The organism is Nonomuraea sp. NPDC049504 (genome assembly GCF_040676845.1).
Taxonomy (GTDB): Bacteria; Actinomycetota; Actinomycetes; order Streptosporangiales; family Streptosporangiaceae; genus Nonomuraea; species Nonomuraea salmonea.
The window spans coordinates 145,487-165,603 of sequence record NZ_JBFAPT010000005.1 but is presented as its reverse complement, the minus strand read 5'-3'; the positions used below and the strand labels follow the sequence as shown (position 1 = coordinate 165,603).

General features: G+C 69.6%; 27 protein-coding genes and 1 tRNA gene. 12 read left to right on the top strand and 16 right to left on the bottom strand.

Annotated elements, in window-relative coordinates:
- Positions 1–112 precede the first annotated feature (112 nt).
- On the top strand, positions 113–1,294 hold the full coding sequence (locus AB0K28_RS12150) for an ATP-binding protein (protein ID WP_355416186.1): 1,182 nt from the start codon (positions 113–115) through the stop codon (positions 1,292–1,294).
- A gap of 103 nt (positions 1,295–1,397) precedes the next feature.
- On the opposite strand, the gene AB0K28_RS12145 is transcribed toward AB0K28_RS12150, so the two are convergent.
- Together AB0K28_RS12145 and AB0K28_RS12140 are read right to left on the bottom strand one after the other, a co-directional pair.
- Positions 1,398–2,189: a MauE/DoxX family redox-associated membrane protein gene (locus tag AB0K28_RS12145; protein WP_364368373.1), complete on the bottom strand. Its 792-nt coding sequence runs from the start codon at positions 2,187–2,189 to the stop codon at positions 1,398–1,400.
- Positions 2,190–2,194: 5 nt separating this feature from the next.
- Positions 2,195–3,142 carry a hypothetical protein gene (locus AB0K28_RS12140; protein ID WP_364368370.1) on the bottom strand — a complete coding sequence of 316 codons (948 nt, stop codon included), beginning with the start codon at positions 3,140–3,142 and terminating at the stop codon, positions 2,195–2,197.
- Positions 3,143–3,360: 218 nt separating this feature from the next.
- Here AB0K28_RS12140 and AB0K28_RS12135 point away from each other — a divergent pair, with 218 nt between their 5' ends.
- The gene (locus AB0K28_RS12135; protein WP_364368368.1) at positions 3,361–3,849 is read left to right on the top strand and encodes a SigE family RNA polymerase sigma factor; all 489 of its coding nucleotides are present in this window, start codon (positions 3,361–3,363) and stop codon (positions 3,847–3,849) included.
- Here the strand turns inward: AB0K28_RS12135 and AB0K28_RS12130 are convergent.
- Positions 3,827–4,336, bottom strand: a complete 510-nt coding sequence (locus tag AB0K28_RS12130; RefSeq protein WP_364368365.1) for a MarR family transcriptional regulator — start codon at positions 4,334–4,336, stop codon at positions 3,827–3,829. The two genes, AB0K28_RS12135 and AB0K28_RS12130, sit on opposite strands and share 23 nt — an antisense overlap.
- A gap of 107 nt (positions 4,337–4,443) precedes the next feature.
- Here AB0K28_RS12130 and AB0K28_RS12125 point away from each other — a divergent pair, with 107 nt between their 5' ends.
- Complete coding sequence (locus AB0K28_RS12125; RefSeq protein ID WP_345393670.1) at positions 4,444–5,007, top strand: YceI family protein; 564 nt, start codon at positions 4,444–4,446, stop codon at positions 5,005–5,007.
- A 228-nt stretch (positions 5,008–5,235) separates the two neighbouring features.
- A tRNA-Ser gene (locus tag AB0K28_RS12120) sits at positions 5,236–5,325 on the top strand.
- A 582-nt stretch (positions 5,326–5,907) separates the two neighbouring features.
- Here AB0K28_RS12120 and AB0K28_RS12115 read toward each other — a convergent pair.
- Together AB0K28_RS12115 and AB0K28_RS12110 are read right to left on the bottom strand one after the other, a co-directional pair.
- The gene (locus AB0K28_RS12115) at positions 5,908–6,369 is read right to left on the bottom strand and encodes a hypothetical protein (protein ID WP_345393673.1); all 462 of its coding nucleotides are present in this window, start codon (positions 6,367–6,369) and stop codon (positions 5,908–5,910) included.
- A gap of 228 nt (positions 6,370–6,597) precedes the next feature.
- Entirely contained in the window at positions 6,598–6,993 is a 396-nt protein-coding gene (locus AB0K28_RS12110) for a cupin domain-containing protein (protein ID WP_364368361.1), read from the bottom strand.
- Between the two features lie 52 nt (positions 6,994–7,045).
- Between AB0K28_RS12110 and AB0K28_RS12105 the strand changes: the two genes are divergently transcribed.
- The 3 genes from AB0K28_RS12105 to AB0K28_RS12095 all read left to right on the top strand — a co-directional run bounded on the left by AB0K28_RS12105 (position 7,046) and on the right by AB0K28_RS12095 (position 9,013).
- Positions 7,046–8,083 carry a helix-turn-helix domain-containing protein gene (locus AB0K28_RS12105; protein WP_364368358.1) on the top strand — a complete coding sequence of 346 codons (1,038 nt, stop codon included), beginning with the start codon at positions 7,046–7,048 and terminating at the stop codon, positions 8,081–8,083.
- A 142-nt stretch (positions 8,084–8,225) separates the two neighbouring features.
- Positions 8,226–8,504 (top strand): hypothetical protein, encoded by a 279-nt coding sequence (locus AB0K28_RS12100; RefSeq protein ID WP_345393682.1) that lies wholly within the window; start codon positions 8,226–8,228, stop codon positions 8,502–8,504.
- A 116-nt stretch (positions 8,505–8,620) separates the two neighbouring features.
- Positions 8,621–9,013: a hypothetical protein gene (locus tag AB0K28_RS12095; RefSeq protein ID WP_364368355.1), complete on the top strand. Its 393-nt coding sequence runs from the start codon at positions 8,621–8,623 to the stop codon at positions 9,011–9,013.
- On the opposite strand, the gene AB0K28_RS12090 is transcribed toward AB0K28_RS12095, so the two are convergent.
- On the bottom strand, positions 9,010–9,402 hold the full coding sequence (locus AB0K28_RS12090; protein WP_364368352.1) for a helix-turn-helix domain-containing protein: 393 nt from the start codon (positions 9,400–9,402) through the stop codon (positions 9,010–9,012). The genes AB0K28_RS12095 and AB0K28_RS12090 overlap by 4 nt on opposite strands.
- A 45-nt stretch (positions 9,403–9,447) precedes the next feature.
- Between AB0K28_RS12090 and AB0K28_RS12085 the strand changes: the two genes are divergently transcribed.
- Positions 9,448–9,837, top strand: a complete 390-nt coding sequence (locus AB0K28_RS12085) for a DUF4440 domain-containing protein (protein WP_364368349.1) — start codon at positions 9,448–9,450, stop codon at positions 9,835–9,837.
- A 1-nt stretch (position 9,838) separates the two neighbouring features.
- On the opposite strand, the gene AB0K28_RS12080 is transcribed toward AB0K28_RS12085, so the two are convergent.
- Genes AB0K28_RS12080 through AB0K28_RS12065 form a run of 4 tightly spaced genes read right to left on the bottom strand, consistent with a single transcriptional unit; the run spans position 9,839 to position 12,830 of the window.
- On the bottom strand, positions 9,839–10,402 hold the full coding sequence (locus AB0K28_RS12080) for a dihydrofolate reductase family protein (RefSeq protein ID WP_364368346.1): 564 nt from the start codon (positions 10,400–10,402) through the stop codon (positions 9,839–9,841).
- 54 nt (positions 10,403–10,456) lie between these two features.
- Positions 10,457–11,104, bottom strand: a complete 648-nt coding sequence (locus tag AB0K28_RS12075) for a class I SAM-dependent methyltransferase family protein (protein WP_364368343.1) — start codon at positions 11,102–11,104, stop codon at positions 10,457–10,459.
- Between the two features lie 9 nt (positions 11,105–11,113).
- A complete protein-coding gene (locus AB0K28_RS12070) occupies positions 11,114–11,494 on the bottom strand; it encodes a VOC family protein (protein WP_364368340.1) in 381 nt (126 codons plus the stop codon).
- Positions 11,495–11,516: 22 nt separating this feature from the next.
- Positions 11,517–12,830, bottom strand: a complete 1,314-nt coding sequence (locus AB0K28_RS12065; RefSeq protein WP_364368337.1) for a hypothetical protein — start codon at positions 12,828–12,830, stop codon at positions 11,517–11,519.
- A 128-nt stretch (positions 12,831–12,958) separates the two neighbouring features.
- Between AB0K28_RS12065 and AB0K28_RS12060 the strand changes: the two genes are divergently transcribed.
- Together AB0K28_RS12060 and AB0K28_RS12055 are read left to right on the top strand one after the other, a co-directional pair.
- Positions 12,959–13,999 carry an ATP-binding protein gene (locus AB0K28_RS12060; RefSeq protein ID WP_364368334.1) on the top strand — a complete coding sequence of 347 codons (1,041 nt, stop codon included), beginning with the start codon at positions 12,959–12,961 and terminating at the stop codon, positions 13,997–13,999.
- Entirely contained in the window at positions 13,996–14,652 is a 657-nt protein-coding gene (locus AB0K28_RS12055) for a response regulator transcription factor (RefSeq protein ID WP_345393709.1), read from the top strand. Before AB0K28_RS12060 ends, AB0K28_RS12055 begins: the two co-directional genes overlap by 4 nt.
- Positions 14,653–14,708: 56 nt before the next feature.
- On the opposite strand, the gene AB0K28_RS12050 is transcribed toward AB0K28_RS12055, so the two are convergent.
- Positions 14,709–15,836 carry a S1 family peptidase gene (locus tag AB0K28_RS12050; protein ID WP_364368331.1) on the bottom strand — a complete coding sequence of 376 codons (1,128 nt, stop codon included), beginning with the start codon at positions 15,834–15,836 and terminating at the stop codon, positions 14,709–14,711.
- A gap of 183 nt (positions 15,837–16,019) precedes the next feature.
- On the opposite strand from AB0K28_RS12050, the gene AB0K28_RS12045 reads away from it, so the two are divergent.
- On the top strand, positions 16,020–16,457 hold the full coding sequence (locus AB0K28_RS12045) for a hypothetical protein (RefSeq protein ID WP_364368328.1): 438 nt from the start codon (positions 16,020–16,022) through the stop codon (positions 16,455–16,457).
- Here the strand turns inward: AB0K28_RS12045 and AB0K28_RS12040 are convergent.
- From AB0K28_RS12040 to AB0K28_RS12030, 3 genes are all read right to left on the bottom strand, one after another.
- Positions 16,451–17,584 carry an MFS transporter gene (locus AB0K28_RS12040; RefSeq protein WP_364368325.1) on the bottom strand — a complete coding sequence of 378 codons (1,134 nt, stop codon included), beginning with the start codon at positions 17,582–17,584 and terminating at the stop codon, positions 16,451–16,453. The genes AB0K28_RS12045 and AB0K28_RS12040 overlap by 7 nt on opposite strands.
- 99 nt (positions 17,585–17,683) lie before the next feature.
- Entirely contained in the window at positions 17,684–18,142 is a 459-nt protein-coding gene (locus tag AB0K28_RS12035) for a MarR family transcriptional regulator (RefSeq protein WP_345393724.1), read from the bottom strand.
- Between the two features lie 26 nt (positions 18,143–18,168).
- Complete coding sequence (locus tag AB0K28_RS12030) at positions 18,169–18,507, bottom strand: helix-turn-helix domain-containing protein (protein ID WP_364368322.1); 339 nt, start codon at positions 18,505–18,507, stop codon at positions 18,169–18,171.
- An 82-nt stretch (positions 18,508–18,589) separates the two neighbouring features.
- On the opposite strand from AB0K28_RS12030, the gene AB0K28_RS12025 reads away from it, so the two are divergent.
- Positions 18,590–19,171, top strand: a complete 582-nt coding sequence (locus AB0K28_RS12025; protein ID WP_364368319.1) for an NAD(P)H-dependent oxidoreductase — start codon at positions 18,590–18,592, stop codon at positions 19,169–19,171.
- Positions 19,172–19,239: 68 nt separating this feature from the next.
- Here AB0K28_RS12025 and AB0K28_RS12020 read toward each other — a convergent pair whose 3' ends face one another.
- The gene (locus AB0K28_RS12020) at positions 19,240–19,503 is read right to left on the bottom strand and encodes a hypothetical protein (RefSeq protein ID WP_364368316.1); all 264 of its coding nucleotides are present in this window, start codon (positions 19,501–19,503) and stop codon (positions 19,240–19,242) included.
- A gap of 45 nt (positions 19,504–19,548) precedes the next feature.
- Positions 19,549–20,058: a VOC family protein gene (locus AB0K28_RS12015; protein ID WP_345393736.1), complete on the bottom strand. Its 510-nt coding sequence runs from the start codon at positions 20,056–20,058 to the stop codon at positions 19,549–19,551.
- Between the last annotated feature and the right edge of the window lie 59 nt (positions 20,059–20,117).

Below are 20,117 nucleotides of genomic sequence, written 5' to 3'. Positions count from 1 at the left end.
AGAGGGGGTGTGTCCGATGACGGTGCTCGCGCCGGCCCCTGCTCGGACACGCCGTAGCACTTTCTTCCCAAATCTAAGACGGCCGCTATATCCGGCAATAAAGTCCGAGAGCGTGGACCCTGTGCGAAACCCCTATGCTCCCGGCGCCGGGCAGCGCCCGCCGGAGCTCGCCGGGCGCGATCGTGAGCTCCAGCAGTTCGAGGTCGTGCTGGAGCGGGTGGCCCGCGGCCGTCCCGAGCGCAGCATGGTCGTGACCGGCCTGCGGGGAGTGGGCAAGACCGTCCTGCTCAACACGTTCAAGTCCATGGCCATGCAGCGGCTGTGGGGCACGGGCAAGATCGAGGCCCGGCCCGACCAGTCGATCAGGCGGCCGGTGGCCGCCGCCCTCCACATGGCCATCCGCGAGCTGGCTCCGCGTCACCGCGCGCCCGAGCGCATCGAGGAGTTCCTCGGCGTGCTCAAGGCGTTCGCGATGCGCGACCCGTCCGCGGCCAAGGGCACCTCCCACTGGTCGCCCGGCATCGAGGTGCCCGCCAGCCGCGGGCGCGCCGACTCCGGCGACCTGGAGATCGACCTCACCGAGCTTTTCGTCGACGCGGCGAGCGTGGCCACCGACCTGGGGGTGGGCATCGCGCTGTTCATCGATGAGATGCAGGACGTGCAGCCCGCCGACGTCTCCGCGCTCTGCGCGGCCTGCCACGAGCTGTCACAGTCGGGCGGGCCGCTGATCGTGGTGGGCGCCGGGCTGCCGCACCTGCCCAGCGTGCTGTCGGCTAGCAAGAGCTATTCAGAGCGGCTCTTCCGCTACGCGCGCATCGACAAGCTCGACCGCGAGGCGGCCGACCTGGCGCTGATCCTGCCGGCCCGCGAGGAGGAGGTGGAGTTCACCCAGGAGGCGCTCGACGCCCTCTACGAGGCCGCCGACGGTTATCCCTACTTCGTGCAGGCCTACGGCAAGGTCGCCTGGGACCTCGCGCCGCGCAGCCCCATCACCCTCGAAGACGTGAAGGTCTCCGCGCCCGAGGCCGAGGAAGAGCTCGCGGTCGGCTTCTTCGGCAGCCGCTACGAGCGCGCCACCCCGGCCGAGCGCGACTACATGCACGCCATGGCGCAGATCGGCGACGAGCCAGTGGCCACCGCCGAGGTGGCCGACGCGCTCGGGCGCAAGCCGTCCAGCCTCTCGCCGGCCCGCGACAGCCTCATCAAGAAAGGGCTCATCTACAGCGCCGAGCGCGGCCAGATCGCGTTCACGGTGCCGCACTTCGGCAAGTTCCTGCGTGCTCAGCCCATCTGAGCGACGCCCCTAGACCTCTATTGGGCTGTCTAGTGGGGAAGCTAGACAGCCCAATAGAGCTATATCGCCATGCCTGTCGAGCGAAATCTAGTGCTGTCTAGCGTCAGGCCGATACTGGCGTATATTCCGCGAGAGGCTCGCTGTCCTGCGCGCTGACCACGGCCATCCGCACCGCCGGGCGCCGCCCGCTGAGATAGACCGCGAAGACCACGTCGTCGCCGTCGTTGTTGCGGAAGGCGAAGAAGCGCCAGCACAGCTCCCGCCAGCTGTCGTACGGCTGCGCCGACACCAGCTCCGCCCGGCTCGCCCGCCAGACGCCACTCGACCTGAGCCGCGACAGGGTGACCGACTCTGCCGGGCCGCGGCGCTGCTCGCAGGGGGCGCGGAAGCGTACGCGGTCGATCAGCTCCTCCACCTCGGGCGACAGCAGCACGAGCAGGGCCACGCCGGCGGCGGCGTACCACGACAGATGGAACACCGACACCCAGCCGGGCACCGGCGCCCACACCGACAGCACCGCCATGCCGGTCAGCACCACCGTGCGGCCGATCGAGCGCAGCCCGACCGGGGCCGAGCTCACCTCGCCGAAGCAGCCGCAGCCCGCGTCGGGCCGCCGCCTGCGCAGCTCCAGCAGCACGTACGTGGACAGCGCGAAGAACGCCACCGTGCCCCACCGGAACAGCGGATGCGTCGTCACCAGCAGCCCCGTGGCCAGCGCCAGCTCGGCCGCCGCGCACACCAGCAGCGCGGGAGCCTGCATGCGCCCCGGCACCAGCACCGCGGGCCCGAGCCTCGACAGCGAACCCGGCTCACCCCCGGAGGTCACCGTGCCCACCTTCGCCACCGTGCCGAGGGCGAGCATGACGATCAGGAGCGGGAGCTGTGATTCAAGCACGAACGTCACCCCAATCCGATCTGCGCATTGAAGCACCCTTTGATGAGCTCGCCGCCGAGTTCGACGTACGAGGAGGGTGAGAGCTCCGCGATCCGCCCGCGCGGGGAGGTGTCGCACTCGACGCACCGGTCGCAGAACCGCCCCGCCACGCACCCGCACGCCACCACGGGCACGTTGGCCGAGCGGCTCGTGCACACGTTGCGCACCTGCAGCAGCGAGCCGAGCGCGAGGTACGGCAGGCCCGCGCACGACACCCCCGCCTGCGGGCAGCCGGTGTCGGCGCGCTCCAACATGGGGTACGCCGCGCCGCGCTCTTCCTCGTCGAACGTGTCGGACCAGGTGGCCGTGCCCGCGATGCGGGACTGGGCGCCCGCGTACGCCGGCGGCGGAGGCGGCACCGTCCGCGCCGGGTAGGGCGGCTGCGAGGTGGCGGGCAGCAGCGCGAGACCGGCGCCGTCCTGCCGGATGCCGATCGCGTCGAACAGGTAGCCGGGTTCGAACAGCGGATGGCGCACCTGGAGGCGGCCTGAGGCGCGGTAGGGGATGACGACCGTACGATGGCCGCGGTGCGGGCCGCAGTCGAGCTCGACGGTCAGGTCACGGCGGCCCTGAATGGACAGGATCGTTCCGGTGATGCGGGTGGTGTCGGCCCAGATGCGATCGACCACCCGGCCCTCGCGCATGGCCCGCATGAGCACCATGCAGCCCACGGGCAGGTCGGCGGGCGCCACCTCGGAGCCGTGCCACGCGGTGGCCCAGGGCGCGATCACGAGGCGCTCCTCGGCGCCGCCCGGGGTCTCGATGGTGATCAGGTGCGGGCTGACGTCGAGCACCTCGCCGGCCACGGCCCGCAGCGGCTCGCCGGTGCCCGCGTCGGGGCCGGGAACGCCCCCCTCGCGGCCGAGCGCCGCCGCGGCGAGCACCCTGCGACGCTCAACGCTCGGATAGCCCATCCGCCCTCCCTCGCCTCGGGTACTAGGGTCACACGACTCAGAGGCTGATCACGCCGTGGCAGCGGGGATGAGAGCAAAATCCGCATCCCTGGGGAAGTGCCTTCACCTACGGCGTCGTACAAACCGCCACCAACCTTGACCTACCTTTGTCTGCGGTGGGCCGAAACCTGAATTGCGGTTCGGGCACAAATGGGCATCAGGCTGCGATTCTGGCCACGATGCAGACCACCGGCTGGGAAGACGAGTTCCGCGAGTACGTCAGGGCGCGCGGTCCCGCGCTGCTGCGCCAGGCGCATCAGCTCACCGGGCACCCGCTCGACGCGGAGGACCTGTTGCAGAGCGCGCTCACCAAGACGTACCTGGCCTGGCACCGCATCGAGGACCGCGGGGCGCTGGACGGATACGTACGGCGGGCCATGGTCAACATCAACATCTCGCAGTGGCGGCGGCGCAAGGTGGAGGAGTACCCGTCCGACGACCTGCCGGAGGTCGTGCACGACCACCACGAGCCGGTCGGCGAGGTGCACGAGGCGCTCGAACAGGCGCTGCGCGAGCTGCCCGAACGCATGCGCGCCGCGATCGTGCTGCGCTACTACGAGGACATGACCGAGCCCGAGATCGCCAAGACGCTCGGGATCAGCGTGGGAACGGTCAAAAGCACGGTCTCGCGGGCGATGGCCAAGCTCAGGAACGCGCTGGCAGGCTAGGGTCGGCGGCGCCGCCGTCGGCGGCCCCGGCGGCCCCGGCGGTGGCGCAGGGGCGGACCACCTGCCGGATCTTGCGCAGGCTCGCCAGGAACGCCTCCAGCTCGTCCTTTTCGAGCTGGCCGGTGAACAGGTCTTCGATGTCCTGTACGTGCTTGGGCAGCACGAGCTCCAGCCGGTCGTGGCCCTCGACGGTGAGGGCGGCGTAGGAGGCCCTGCGGTCGGCGGAGCAGGCCTCCCTGCGGACCAGGCCCTCGCGTTCGAGCCGGTCGACGACCCTGGTCACCCCGCTGGTGGACAATCCCGTCTGGGCGGCCAGGTCGCTCATGCGCAGGCGACGGCTAGGGGAACGTGCCAAGCGGATGAGCGCCTCGAAATCGACGTCCGACAACCCCGCGGCGTTGAGTGCCGGCGCGAAGCGGTCCATCAAGCCCGCGTGCACCTCGTGCAGGAGTCCGATCGCCGTCACCCGGGGGTCGTCCACGTTCATCACATTCATACCTTAGCCGACGATAGTTGACGGAAGGAATATTCCTCGGGTAGAAAGTTGTTGCCGCAGACATCCACGTAACAACCGTCCTTCCAAGGAGAACCCCGATGTCCACCCGTACCTGGGAGTCCCTGACCATCCCCGCCGCCGGGGCGTACACCATTGACGCAGCGCACACGAACGTCGGCTTCGTCGTCAAGCACATGATGGTCAGCAAGGTCCGCGGCCACTTCGGCACGTTCAGCGGCTCGGTCACGATCGCCGAGAACCCGCTCGAGTCGTCCGCCGAGCTCACCATCGAGACCGCCAGCATCGACACGGGCATGCCCGACCGTGACGGCCACCTGCGCAGCGACGACTTCCTGTCGGCGGAGAAGTTCCCGGCCATCACGTTCAAGAGCACCCGCGTGACCGGCCACTCGGGCGACGAGTTCACCGTCGTCGGCGACCTCACCATCCGCGACGTCACGCGCGAGGTCGAGCTCACGGTCGAGTACGGCGGCGCCGGCACCAACCCGTGGGGTCAGGCCGTGTGGGGCTTCTCGATCACCACGGAGTTCGACCGCGAGGACTTCGGCCTGACCTGGAACCAGGCGCTGGAGACCGGTGGCGTGCTGGTGGGCAAGAAGGTCAAGATCGAGATCGAGGGCGAGGCCAACCCGGCCGCCTGACCCGTCGTTTTGTGGGCCCTGGCATGACCGACAGATCCGGAACGCCTGGGACCTCCTGTGGAAACTCAGTTATCCACAGCCCCTGAAGCCCGCCCCAACTCTGGGCGGGCTTCATCCACAGGCAGTTACCCACAGCCTGTTGATAACTCGCCGAGGCGGCCCACGAACCAATCGCTTTGCCGCCTCGCCAGAAGGCCGGTACGCTGTGCTGAGCCGCACTGGCTCCCAGGAGGATTCGCCTAGTCAGGTCTATGGCGCCGCACTGCTAATGCGGTTTGGTCTTACCGGCCATCCGGGGTTCAAATCCCCGATCCTCCGCAGGTGAGAGGCCCTTCCCCGAGTGATCGGGGAAGGGCCTTTTTGATCTCTGCGGGCATCAGGGTTGCAGTTTGGATCGCGGCGGTGTGCCGGGCGTCGTGGACCCGGACGTTCCTGGCGCCGGCCTGCTTGAGGATGGCCTGCCCGACCTTCCAGTCCTCAGTCCGCGCGATGGGAGGCGAGCCGGTTCAGCCCGTGGCGAGCCAGGAGCGGCACGATCCGAGCTGAACCCCTGGGCAGGTCCGGTGGAAGTCTCAGCGTGGCATTGCCCGAGCGTGCTGCGCCGAAAGGGCCGCCCATCGCTCGACATCGCCTGGCCGACCCCCTGGCGGGCATGCGGATTGCTCGCTCACCTGTACATCCCCGTATGAGGAGGCCGGCGACTCCGTTGGAGGGGTTCCAGAGGACTTGTTCGCCGACCTTGAAATATCGACTCATGTCTTCCTCGTTCCATCACGGTCCGGCTCCCGACGGGGTCCGCGGGTTCTCCCACAGCGACCGCTCTCCTGCGTTCGCCCTCAGATGGCGCGCCACAGCCAATCTAGTGGTTTGTGATTGTCTCAAGGGCGATCCCCAGAGCGTTCAGGTCCAGAATTGGATCTTGTAGAGCTCGATGCGAGCGATTGCGTCAGGGAAGTCGGGCTCGTGTTCGGTCCGAAGGACCTTGGTGGCTACCCGTGTGGACCAGGTGGTATCGCCTTGCCCAAGGTCGAACTCCATATCGTGCGAAGATTCAGCCGCCCAAGCTTCGGCGCCGATCAGTCCGGATGTCAGTGTGAGCCGGCCGGTCCAAAGCTCTTCCCAGTCATCCACAGGGGGCGGCCCATCCCACCGCTCGAACCGGTTGTGGACCATCTCCCAGTAGGGACGGTATGCCGTTCGGATGATGAGCCCGTCGTGCCCGGCTGCGATCCTGCCGGCCGGTGGTTCCCTTTCTCCTTCGACCGCCGAGCCCACTGTTTGGCCGTCGAGGACGCCGGCGACGACGAAGACTCTGAAGTCGGGCGTCACCTCGCCCGTGAGCGCGCTGAGAAGACTGCTCATCGTCACTCCCGTTTTCAGTGCAGGCCGCCGGAGCCAAGCCGATCTCACGGCGAGGAGTCGAGAACTCGGACACAGCATGATCGTATGGTCCTGACCGCCGCCTCGTGGGCTCCCTTTCGATCGCTGTGGGTTCGCCGCAGCCCGTTGAGGGAGTCCCTCATCCTCCGCACGTGAAAGGCCCTCTCCCGTACTTGGAGAAGAGGGCCTTTGTGATCTTGAGGGGCGTCCTCAGGAGTCGAGTGCGTGTCCTGTCGTCGCGTCGATGTGGTCGGGGATCTCGGCGTGGCGGTCGCCGACCGTCGGTGTCCCAGTGGGCTCGAACATGAGGATCGCGGCTCCGGCGGGCGCGGACGGCTTGTGCTCCGTACCACGGGGGACGGTGAAGACCGCGCCCGTGGGGAGCCGGACCGTGCGCTCCCCACCTGGCTCGCGCAAGGAGATGTGCAGTTCTCCATCGAGAACCAGGAAGAACTCGTCAGTGTCGTCATGGACGTGCCAGATGTGCTCGCCCTCGACCTTGGCGACGCGGACGTCGTAGTCGTTGACGCGCGTGACGATGCGCGGGCTCCACAGGGCGTCGAAGGAGGCGAGGGCCTCACTGAGGGCGATGGGTTCGATGCTCACGCATCCATGCTGGTCCAGCGAGCGCGCTCTGCGTGAGTGCTAGGAATAGCACATGACGCAAGGATCCTCGCACGTTGACCATGCCGCCGGGTTGCACCGGGTCGTCGTGATCGTGGACGAGAACTCCAACCCGTTCGAGCTGGGCTGCGCGACCGAGGTCTTCGGCCTGCGCAGGCCCGAGCTCGGACGCGATCTCTACGACTTTCGCCTGTGCTCCCCCGAGCCGCGCACCCTGATGAGGGACGGGTTCTTCACGCTCACGGGCGTCGCCGGCCTGGAGGCGGCCGAATCGGCGGATACGTTGATCGTCCCGAACCGTCCCGACGTCGAGGTGCCCCGCAGAGCCGCCGTGCTCGATGCCATCCGGCGGGCGCATGCCCGCGGCGTTCGCCTGGTCGGCTTCTGCAGCGGTGCTTTCACCCTGGCCGAGGCAGGGGTCCTCGACGGGCGCCAGGCCACCGCACACTGGCAGTGGGCGGACTCCTTCCGGGCCCGCTTCCCTTCCGTCCGGCTCGAAACAGACGTGTTGTTCGTGGACGACGGCGACATCCTCACGGCCGCGGGCAGCGCAGCCGCGCTCGACCTCGGCCTGCACATCGTCCGCCGCGATCACGGCGCGGAAGTCGCCAACTCCGTGAGCCGGCGGCTCGTCTTCGCCGCCCACCGCGACGGCGGGCAACGGCAGTTCGTGGAGCGGCCCGTGCCCAAGGTGCCGGACGAGTCCCTGGCGCCCATCCTCGCCTGGGCCCAGGAGCGTCTGGACGCCCCGCTCACGGTGTCCGACCTCGCGGCGCGCGCCTCGGTCAGTCCGGCCACCCTGCACCGCCGCTTCCACGTACAGATGGGCACCACACCGCTGGCGTGGCTGACCGGCGAGCGACTCGCCCTGGCCTGCCGGTTGATCGAGCGGGGCGAGCCACGCTTCGAGACGGTCGCGCGGCAGAGCGGGCTGGGCACCGCCGCCAATCTGCGTGCGCTGATGCGTCGCAAGATCGGGCTCACTCCGTTGGAGTACCGGCGTCGATTCGGGCCGGGGATCGACCGTGCCAAGATCGGCCAGGAAAAGATGCGCCCGCCAACAGGGGGATGAGAACTGATGGGGTTCTTCGGTGCCTACCTCTACGACGGGGTGCGGTGGGTGGAGTGCGAGCCTCGGCGAGGTCGGTGGGGAGTACGCATTCGTCGCGAGAACCGGGTGATTCTGCCTGTGAGGGCGTGCAAGCATGCGGGCCATGGTGGCGTTACCGACGCGCGCGGAGGTCGAAGCCCATTTCGAAGGGCTGCTCCGGGGCGACATGACTCGGGAGGAAGTGGATCGGTGGGCGGCGCAGTTCGTGGCCGCCGACATGGTCGAGGGGCACGATGAGCCGGTGTGGGAGGCGTTGATGCATCTCTGCGGCGTCGACTTGCGTTCCGGCCCAGATGAGGATTACTTCCACGACGACGAACAGATTGCCGGGTGGCTCGATGAGTTTCGTAGGCGGGCCCGGGTTGAACGCCGCCGCGATTGAACGCTGTGCCTGACCCCGCAAATCTTCTCTTGAGGGCCGCACGGCTGTGTTCCGCCGACGTACGGACTGAGTTCGGCGCTGACGTCGTCGGTTACGTGGCGCACGATGAGTGGGAGATGGCGCTCGTCCTTCTCCAGGAGCTGGGTGATGTGCAGCCGTGCCCGCCTGCGTTCTGGACGCTGCTGGCGGATGTCGCCCGCCTGCTGTGGCTCGAATCTGATGTGGTCTGGTACGAGTGGCGGCGGAGCGAGGCGTCCGCGGGTGCCTTCCTTGCTGAGCTTTCCTTGCACGATGGAGGGCGTGCAAGGAAAGCCATCGCCGGTCTTTGGGTGGAGGGGCGTGTTGCGCTGGAGCCGGGAAGATGTGCGCGGGTGCGGTTGGTCCCGTTGACTCCTGAGTATTGGGGACATCTCGTGCCGGGGGATGTGGTCACGATGCATGAGACGAGGGTGGCCGCTGGGAGTGCGCGCATCGTCCAGGTCGTGCCGCCCGTGCCGATGGCTTCCTAGCCGTCCTCGGGGTGCCTCGTCGGAGCGGTTGAGCCCCAGTCCCAGAGGGCTTGCAGGACGGGGCCGAGGCTGCGGCCGTGGGGGGTGAGGGTGTAGTGGACGCGGGGTGGCCAGCCTGGCTCGCGGTGGCGGGTGAGGATGCCGGCGTTCGTCAGGTGTGCCAAGCGGTCAGAGAGCACCTTGTCCGACAGATCCGGAAGGGCTTCGCGGAGTTCTGAGAAGGTGTGGTCGCCTTTCAGGAATTCCCGGATCACCAGGGTCGTCCAGCGGCCGTGCAGGGCCGCGAGGGTGATCTCCACGGGGCAGGACGGGGTGGGGGCCGGGACGTTGGCCCGCGGGTCGTCGGGCAGGCCCGGCCGGGCCGGGTGACTGACTGTTTGGTGAGTCACGAGGGCGCCTCCTAGCGTTGCCGCGTCTACGGAAAGGACATGGTGATGCTTGCCGAACGTCCCGAGGACGTGCCTCTCGTTTTCGCCGAGTTGTTCAACAGCGGGGATCCGGAGAGGGTGGCTCAAATCTACGAGAGCGGGGCGGTGTTCGTGCCGGAGCCGGGGGCGCCGCTGACCGGGCGGGAGGCGTACGACGCCAACGCCCGGTTCCAGGGGCTCGGGGTGCCGATCACGGTTCGGCCGCGGCACGTCTACGCCACGGGCGACGTCGCGTTGCTGATCGTCGACTGGGTCATCGACGGCACCGACCGTGACGGCCGCCCCGTGCACATCGAGGGGACCGCCACGGACGTCGCCAGGAGGGGGCCCGACGGGAGGTGGCGTTACGTCGTCGACAACCCCTTCGGAGCAGCCCCTGAATCAGTGGCCTCCTGAGTCAGCGGGGGCGGCGGTACCGCAGCTCGACGATCCCGCTGCTGGACGGGGCGCTGGAGATCAGCTCCAGCTCGTACGACTTCGGGACGCCGTCGAAGAGGCGGGTGCCCTCACCGGCGACATACGGGAACATGCTCACGCGCAGCTCGTCGAGCAGGTCCCGCTGCATGAGGGAGTGCCAGAGGCGGACGCCGCCCCAGACGATGATGTAGCCGTCGCCGCCCTGCCGCAGCCTGTCGATCTCCTCTGTGGTGTCGCCGGCGGCGATGGTCGTGTTGGCCCACTCGGCCGTCCGCATCGTCCGGGAGAAGACGACCTTGCGGCCGCTGGTCAGGAGCTCGGAGAAGGGGTGGCCGGGGGAGGACATCATGGCCTCGGACGTGCCCTCGTACGTGGTGCGGCCCATGACGTGGGCGTAGGCGCCGCGCAGGAACTCGAGGTGGGCCGGGTCGTCGGGCCGGCTGTTCTCCGGCAGGCCGAAGCAGAACTTCCAGAAGTCGGTGTCCTGGTCGGCGAGCAGGCCGTCGAGGGAGTAGTTGAAGACCGTCGCTATCAGTTTCCGCATGATCGGGACTCCCGGGGGTCGCGGTTGTCGAGCGACCTTCGTGTCGCTCAGCGCTTAAGACGGCGTTTCCGTCCGGAAGTCATCGGTGAACGTGAACATGCGCCGCCCCGGCACGAGGGGACGGGGGCCGGCTTCGAAGCGGTGGACGCCGACGCCGAAGCCGGCCTCCGGGGGTGACACCCACTCGCGTTCGAAGCCGCGTTCCTCGAACCAGCGGCAGATCAGCGGCACCCGGTCGGGAGCCTGGCGGTGGCGGGTCCAGATGACCACGCCGTCGGTGGTGCACAGCTGGGGGCAGGTGTCGATGGTGCGTTCTATGTCCTCGTCCGTGATGTTGCCGAACACGCCGCAGACGAGGACGATCTCGGCGGGCGTCAGGTCCTGGTAGTGGTCGGTGAGTGCGGCGTCGGCCGTCAGCACCTCGACCTGGTCGAGTCCGTGCGACGCGATCGCCTCCGAGGCGATCGCGGTGTTGTGCGGGTCCAGTTCGACCAGGCGGGCGCGGACGTCGTCGCGGCGCGGGTGCTCGGCGAGCACCTCCAGCACGTCGCGGCCCTGGCCCGAGCAGAGGCTGATGAGCCGCAGCGGGCCGGGCGGGGAGGCGTCGAGTGCGAGGCGGATGCGTTCTTGGACGACGTGTAAGCGCTGCGCCAGGTAGGAGCCGGGGACGTCGTACTGGTCGTGCCAGGTCAGCCAATCCATGGTCGAAGCCTACGAGGACGCCTGGCGGTGTTCCTCGCTCAGTTCGATGATCTGCACGTAGTTGCCGTCCGGGTCGATGGCGGTGGCGAAGAGGCTTCCGTCGCGGTCCTCCAGGTCGGCGAGCCACTGGGTGCCGGCCTGCTCCATGCGGGCGGCGACCGCGCGGGCGTCGGGGACGTCGAAGTTCAGGATGACCCGCCCTGGCTCCGGGTTCTTGTCGGCGATGTCCTGACGGGTGTCGATAAATAGATAAAAATCGCCGAATTTCAGCACCCGGTAACCGTTGACCTCGGTGCTGTCCGACGGGTCGAGGGCGGTGGCGTACCAGGTGCGGAGACGTTCCGGGTCGGTGCTGGACAGGAGGAGACTGCCGAGTACGGGTCGTTGCATGGCGGGAGGTCCTTTCTCTCGGTCATGCAGACCTGTCGGGAGACCGAAACTCATCGCGCCTCAGCATGACGATCAGTGCGTACGCCCCCAGGACGGCCATCCCGGCCCAGCCCGGCAGCGGGTGGTAACCCGTCGAGGGCGCGTAGTGGGCCGTCACCTGCGGATACTCGACCAGCGTCTGCTTGATGGCGAATCCGGCGGCCGGCGTGACCCGCAGCAGCCACTCGGCGACCGGGTCAGGAAGCAGCGGGAACGCCGTCAGGATGGCGGGGAGCGCGATCAGGGCCACCCCTAGGAGCAGACGGAAGCGGCCCAGCCCATGGGCGATGACCGTGCAGAGCGCGAGCGCCAGAGAGCAGCCCACGATCACGCGAAAGGCGGTGAGCAGCGAATCCGGTGATTGCGCCAGGATGACGGTGCCGATCGCCAGCAGGCCGGTGACGAACGTGGCGGTCGCGACGGTCTTCGCGGAGCGGGCGCTCAGCACAACCAGGATGAGGAGGGCGAGGGGCAGCCCCACCAGGGAGCTCTCGATGGCACGGGTGCCCTCCTCGGGCAGCGGCCCGATGTCACCGGTGCCGCTGATCTTGATGGTGCCGTCTTTCGACACGACCCCGGACGCGTTGTGGTGCTTCTCCCAGTCGGTCTCGTTCATGGAACCGACGGAATCGCTGCCCCAGCCGCCGGCGGAGCCTTCGACGGTGACGTGGTCGAAGACGCCGACGGCCTGCGTGAAGCGGACCTCCTCGATCGTCCCGCCGAGCCCGGTCTCGCGCAGGGTGAGATCGCCGGGCGAGGCGGCGAACAGCCCCACCCGTACGGTCTCCGGCAGCCCTTTGAGGGTGGCCGAGGCGGCGCGGTCCCAGCGGGCGCCGTCGGCGGAGGTGTAGCCGGTGATCACGTCGCCGGACCGGGTCAGGCGCAGCCAGCGCGCGGTGCCTGGGACGGCGGCGTCGTGCAGGTAGTCGTGCTGGAACCGGAGGCCGTGCCGCCCGGTCATCATGAGCGCGGCGTACGAGGAGCCCTGGCGCAGCCCGTCCTTGACGATGATCCCGGTCTTGGCCCACGGCACCAGCCCGGACACGATCCGGTCGTGGCGCGGCGGCGGGTAGGTGATCGTCCCGGTCATCGCGGCGAGCCGGACGGTGATGGCGCCCTCGCGGCCCAGCTCCCGGTGGAAGAACCAGAAGCGGTCGCTGACGGCGGTGCCGTCCGCGGCGACGATCGGGTCGGGGCAGAAGCCGGAGCAGGACGCGGGCGACAGGCCGGGCACGATGATGGCGGCGGCCGCGAGGGCCAGGGCGATCAGGCGTCCAGGACGGAGGAGAGGGATCATGGGGTTGGTTCTACGAAGCGGCGCGTAACGCGAGCAGAACCGGTGCTGTCACGCTGCTGTTAGGTTCCGCAGGGCATGCTGGCAGGATGATCGGGCCGCGCAGTGGGACCGTCGGCGCACGGTTCACGATGTTGTACGCCACCGTGTTCCTCCTGTCCGGCGTCGCGCTGCTGACCCTGTCCTTCTTCCTGTCCGGCGGCGTGGAAGTCAGCGTCCCGGCGGGAGGCGTGCCAGGGCAGAGCGCGGACCAGCGCATCAGGGAGTTGGAGGAGCGGCTGGCGGCGGCGTACGACGAGCAGGCGCAGCGGCTGCTGATCGGCTCGATGCTGGCCATGGCGGTGATGGCGGTCGTCTCGGTGCTGGTGGGCCGGATGCTGGCCAAAAGGGTGCTGCGCCCGTTGCGCGACATCACGGCCGCCACCCGCCGCATCTCCTCCGACACCCTGGACCGGCGGCTGGCCGTCACGGGCCCGGCCGACGAGGTCAAGGATCTGGCCGACACCATCGACGGCCTGCTCGAACGGCTGGAGGCGGCGTTCACCGCGCAGCGGCGCTTCGTCGCCAACGCCTCCCACGAGTTGCGCACACCGCTCGCGACCATGCGGGCCTCGCTCGACGTCGCGGTGGCCAAGCCCGACCCCGGCCCCTCGACGGTGGCGCTCGCCGCCCGCCTCAGAAGGCAGCTCGACCGCGTCGATCACCTGGTGAACGGCTTCCTGGCGCTGGCCAGGGCCCAGCACGGGGCGCTGGCGAAGGCCGAGAGCATCGACCTCGCGGACCTCGTACGGGCCGCGCTCGCGGAAAGGGACGTGAAAGACCTGACGGTGACGACCGACGTGCGGACGACAACGACGGGCGACCCCGAGCTGCTGGCCCGGCTGGTGGACAACCTGGTGGACAACGCGGTACGCCACAACGAGGACGGCGGCTTCATCGAGATCACCGGCACCGGGCGAACGCTGGTCGTCGAGACCGGCGGCCCCGTCCTCGACCAGCGGGAGGTGGACAGATTGGCGCGCCCCTTCGAACGCCTCGGCAGGGAACGCACCGGCTCGTCGGGCCTGGGCCTGTCGATCGTGGCCGCCGTCGCCGAGGCCCACGGAGGCCGGCTCGACCTGCTCGCCCGCCCCTCGGGCGGCCTGCGCGCGACGGTGACGCTGCCGGCATGAGGGTCCTGGTGGTCGAGGACGACGACGCGCTCGCCGAGGTCGTCGCAGAAGGGCTGCGCGACCAGGGGATGGCGGTGGACGTCGCGTACGACGGGCTCGCCGCGGCCGCCAAGCTGGACGTCAACGCGTACCACGTCGTGGTCCTCGACCGGGACCTGCCGGGACTGCACGGCGACGTCCTGTGCCAGATGGTCACCGAGCGGTCGGAACGGCCGATGGTGCTGATGCTGACCGCGGCCGGCGAGCCCGACGAGCGGGTCAGCGGCCTCGCGCTGGGCGCGGACGACTACCTCGCCAAGCCCTTCCACTTCCCCGAGCTGATCCTGCGCATCCAGGCGCTGGCCCGCCGCCGCCCGGACGCGCGCCCCCGCACACTGCGGGTGGCGGGCATCGCGCTCGACCCGGTACGCAGGACCGCCGTGCGGGACGGGCGGCGGCTGGAGCTGTCGGTGAAGGAGTTCGCCGTGCTGGAGGCGCTGCTGCGGGCCAGCCCCGGCTTCCTGAGCGCCGAGCTGCTGCTCGAACAGGTATGGGACGAGAACGCCGACAGCTTCACCAACACCGTGATCGTCACCGTGGGCCGGCTGCGCCGCAAGCTCGGCGACCCGCCGATCATCGAGACCGTCCGCGGGGTCGGCTACCGCGTCGCGTGAACGCCGAAGCGGCGCGCCCCGGGAGGGGCACGCCGCGCGGGTCCTGCAAGGAGGGGTCAGCCGGTGCGGAGCGTGAGGCCGTACACGCTCAGCGCCTCGTTGACCGGCTGGTGGTACGTCGTGCCGCCGATGCTGCAGTTGCCCGACCCGCCGGAGGTCATGCCCTGCGCCTGGCTGCCCGAGATGAACGAGCCGCCGGAGTCACCGGGCTGGGCGCACGCGCTGGTCCTGGTCAGGCCGCTGACGGTGCCCTGCGAGTAGCGGACGCTGGCGTTGTGCTGCTGGATGGTGCCGCAGCGCCAGCCGGTGGTGGAGCCGGAGCGGCAGATGGACGAGCCCACGGCCGCCTGGGTAGAGCCGCGCACGGTCACGTTGGCGCCGCCGGAGCCGCGCACGTACGGGGTGACGGTGTTGTTCGGGGCGGCGACCCACGCGTAGTCGTTGCCCGGGAACGACGAGCCCTGGAAGGTGCCGGTGGGCTGCGTCGTGCGGGAGCCGGCCCGGCCGCAGTGGCCCGCGGTGACGAAGCCCGGTGTGCTGCCGCGGGTGACGGCGAAGCCGACGCTGCAGCGGCTGGAGCCGATGTAGTAGGCGGCGCCGCCGATGATGTTGATGTACGGCTTGGGCTGCTCGGCCGTCGCGGACACGGTGACGGCGTTGCGGTCGACGCCCGCGGCGTCGGCGAGTGCCTCGGCGGCCTCGACGGTCGGCGCCTGGACGGAGACGGTGTTGGTCTTGACGTCGACGTACCAGAGTGCCGCGCCGGCCTTGGCCTTCTCCGGGGCCTGGTCGAGCTGCTGCATGATGCCGTTGAGCTGCGCGAGCGAGCGCTTGACCATGACCGGCTGCGCGCCCTGCGCCTCGATGGCGGGGGCGGCGGCGGGGTCGGTGGTGGCGACGTTCAGCTTGCTCGCGTCGTCGTTCAGCCAGGCGCCGCCGAACGTGCCGCCCAGGTCGCTGGACAGGTTCTTCTCGGTGACGGCGGCTCGCTCCTCGTTCTTGAGGCGGGTGACGACCTGTGCTTCCGACAGGCCGAGGTCGCGCTCCAGAGCGTCGATCATCTCGGGGGGTGCGGAGGGGGAGGCGGATTGAGGTGCTGGGTCAGCTAATGCTGGGCTGATGGGGGTGGCCAGGCAGACGGCGAGGATGATGCCGCCCGTCAGCGCGCAGCGCTTACTCAACATGTGCACTCCTCGGGTGGGGGTGCTGTCAAGTTAACGGCTGCGGCGGCCCATGCTCAGATACCAAACGGACACTATTTCGGTGTTATGACGCCTTTTCGGTCATAGGTGGCAAGGGTGAGATTTCTGCCTTAAAGGTGAAGGACCTGCTGGCTGGATAGGGTGCCGTGGCTGGAGGTGTTCTCTGTGCGTAATGGTGTTCGTCACGTGCTCGGCGCCGGCGCAGGACTGCCGGCCACGCCGCTGATCGCGGCGGGCTTTCTCTACTCCGCGAGTCAAGATACTGACTGGCTCGCCACGGGCGCGCTCGTCGCCGCCATGGTGCTGGTGGGCGCGCTCTGCGGGTCGCGGATCTCGCCGCTCGCCTCGCTGGTGCCCGGCCTGGCGTTCGCCGGTACGGCGATCTTCGCCCGTACGCCGTGGGCCGGGCAGGTGCGGGCCGACTACGCGCAGGCGTACCTCGACCTCATCGACCCCTGGTCGCTGCCCGCGGGGGCGGTGCTGCTGGCCGCGTCGATCTTCCCCGCGCGCTGGCGGGGCTCGGAGCGGCCGGAACCGGTCCTCGTCGAGGAGCCGGCTCCGGCGCCGCCGCCGCTGCCCAAGCGCATCCCGTCACGCTACTGACGGGCGCGGGCGGTGAGCAGGGCGATCAGCACGTACGGCAGGGCCAGCAGCGCGAACGTCGTCCCGTTGAGCGCGTACGGCGACAGGGCGCCGTACACGCCATAGAGCCCCAGCGTCACCACGCTCGTGCCGAGCCCGGCGACCGAGGTCACCGTGGCCCGCGCGGGCCCGGTGATGCGCTGCTGCAGCCGCACGTCGGCGAGCACCCCGGCGAGCTGGAACGCCCCGAACGCCAGCGCGATCAGCACGAACCCCGCCACGTGCCGGCTGAGCGCCCCCGCCGCCAGGGCGAGCGCGGCGAGGCCCAGCAGCAGCCCGTACGCCCGGGGCGGCAGCCGCTCGGCCGGCCCGGCCAGCAGGCCGCCCGCGGTGATGCCCAGCGTGACGAGCAGCACCAGCAGCGGCACCGCCGCCTCGGGCACCCCTGTTTCGAGCGCGAGGTAGGGGATGTACTCCTCCAGGCCGCCCCAGAGCGCCGCCACGAAGGCGACCAGCAGCACCGCGTGCGTGACCCGCCGGTCGGCCCTGGTCTGGGCGATGCCCTCGCGCAGCACGGCGAGGTAGGACGGCGCGACCCGGCGTACGCGGTGCTCGGGCAGCGTCAGGGCCGTGGCCGAGCACAGGAGGCAGGTCAGCACGCTGGCCACCGCCACGGCGGGATGCCCGCCCGCCGCGAACACGGGCACCGCCACCGCCATGGCGGCAGCAGTGGCGATCATGCTCGCCGCGGTGGCCCGGCCGATGACGGTGGCGTAGCGGCCGGCCTGGCCACGCCGTTCGAGCTCCTCGTACGCGAGGGCCTCGTAGGAGCCGGAGATCAGCGTCTCGCCCGCGCCCCAGAGCACGAAGCCCACCGCGAACGCCCAATAGGACGGGAACCCCACCCACAGGGCGAAGCCGGCCCCCGTCAGCAGCGGGCCGAGGACGAGCAGCAGGCGGCGCGAGACGGCGTCGGCCCAGGCGCCGGACGGGATCTCCAGCACCAGGCCCGTCAGGGACCAGATGGCGAACAGGCTGGAGACCTGGGCCACGGAGAGACCGGTATCGGTGAACAGCAGCGCGTATACCGGATAAAGCAGGATGAATTCGCTGAGGAACGCGTACGCGTACAACGATGCGACGAGCATGAGACCTTCCACGGGATCGAACGGACACTCCGAGCGCTCGTCGCCTCGGAGGACCGCGCGCCCCGCGCGGGTCTCGGGTTATGCATCAATGTCGCCAGGTCATGTGAACGATTCTAGGTCACCGATCCGCTCGCGGAAGGGCCTGCGTTCGAGAGCCTTCAACGTGGCCGCCATGACCTGGGCGAGCGGGGCCGGCAGCTCGGCGTCGAGTTCGGCCATGGCGCGCGTGGTCGCCGCCCACTCGGCCTCGATCAGCGGCAGCGCGGCGCGGGCCTTCTCGGTCAGGTGGACGATGCGGTGGCGGGCGTCGGAGCCCTTCTCCAGCGTGACGAACCCGGCCCGCCGCATCTGCACCACGGTCTGGCTGGCCGCCGAGTGGCTGACGCCGATCGCCTTCGACAGCGCGCCGATGGTCATCGGGCCGTCGGCGACCAGCGTGCGGACGACGGGGGAGAAGCGCGGGCGGTAGTCGGGCAGGCCGTGGCCGGCGTAGATCTCCGCGATGGCGCCGTCCATCAGCTCGTGCACGTGCCGCATCAGGGTGCCCAATCCGCTCACGGTCGGCAAGGTAACAGGATCTCGCCTCAGGCGGACGCGGCCTCGTCCTCGGGCAGCGGGATCCACTTGTGCGCCCACGTGATCAGCTCGTCCACGACCGGGCGCAGCTCCTTGCCCCTTTCGGTCAGGTGGTATTCGACGCGTACGGGGGAGGTGGGCAGCACCCGGCGCTCGATCAGCCCGGCGGACTCCAGCTCGCGCAGCCGCCTGGCCAGCATCGTGTCGTTGATGCCGGGGATGGCCGCCTTGAGGTCGGCGTACCGGTGGGCGCCCTTGAAGATCATGTGAATCACCGCGCCCGACCAGCGGGCGCCGATCAACTCCAGGGCGATGTGAAAGCGCGTGCACACCGACGAGGGACTCATGGGTCCAGTGTACCGTTTGCTAAGAAATATGTAGCTGCTCAATAATGTTGAGCAGTCATCCTCCGCCTCACCAGGAGTCATCATGGAAGTCAACCCCGTCCTTCAGGTCATCGTCGGCAGCACCCGCCCAGGTCGGGCCGGTCGTCCCGTGGCCGACTGGTTCCGCGACACGGCCGCCGGCTCGGGCCTGTTCGACGTGGAGCTGGTCGATCTGGCGGAGGTCGGGCTGCCGTTCATGGACGAGCCCCACCACCCCCGCCTGCGCCAATACGTCAACGCCCACACCAAGGAGTGGAGCGCCACCGTGGAGCGGGCCGACGCGTACGTCTTCGTGACCCCCGAGTACAACCACAGCTTCCCCGCCACGATCAAGAACGCCCTCGACTACCTCCACCACGAGTGGCAGCACAAGCCGGCCGGCTTCGTCAGCTACGGCGGCGTCTCCGGCGGCACCCGCGCCGTCACCGGCCTGCGCCACGTCGTCAGCACGATGAAGATGGTGCCGGTGCTGGAAGGCGTGATCATCCCGTTCGTGCCGCAGCACCTCACCGAGGACGGCACGCTGCGGCCCAGCGCCGAGATGGAGGCGGGGGCCGACGCCATGCTGGCCGAGCTGGCCAAGCTCAGCGGCCCGCTGCGGGCGATGCGGCAGGCCCACGCCTGAGCCACGCTGCCGGACGTGGCGCTGGCAGTCTGTGCGGTGGTCCGACTGTAGGTGGTCCGATATCGGGGTCAGTCGTCGCGGTGGTCGGGGCCAGGGAGGCGATCGGCCTGTTCCTCCAGGGACGTCAGCACGCGCTCGAAGGCGTCGCCGAGCGGGCGCAGCGCGGTGGTGAAGGCGTTGACGAGCGGCCCGAAGATCTCGCCCACCTCGGTCATGAGGTCGGGGCTCTTGCTCTCGGGCGGCGCCCAGCGCATCGCGTCGGCGCTCAGCGTCTCCCACTCCTCGACGACGCCGTCGATGGCGTCGACCACATGGTCAGGATCGCTTGGCATGGCCGGTTCTCCGTGGGACCAGAGGGCTTATACCTCCACGGTACGTCAGGCGGGGATCGACACGCCCACGCCGCCCCTGGTCTGAGCGCCGTACCGCTGCTTGTCGGCGTCCAGGTCGAGGGGGCGGACCCGGGTGCGCCCGGCCAGCGTCTCCTCGGTGAGCAGCGCGGCGGGCACCAGCCACGACACCTCGAACTCGAGCCCGTCGGGGTCGCGCGCGTAGAGGGCCTTGGTGGTGCTGTGGTCGGACGCGCCGACCAGCGCGCCCAGCTCCGCCAGCTTGGCCCTGACGCGTTCGAGCTCCTCCAGCGTGTCGACCTCCCAGGCCAGGTGGTAGAGGCCGACGGAGGTGCGCCCGGCGGGTGAGGGTGCGGCGTCCGCGCCGATCTGGAACAGGCCCAGGTCGTGGTCGTTGGACGAGCCGGGCGCCTGGAGGAACGCGGCGCCGCGCATGCTCATGACGACGTCGAAACCGAGCGCCTCGCGGTAGAAGGCGACGCTCTCCTCCACGTCGCGCACGTAGAGGACGGCGTGGTTGAGCCGCTGGACCGGCATGGTTCGCCCCTTTCGACGGAGTCCCGATCATCAAGTATATGAGAGTTCAACTAAATTGG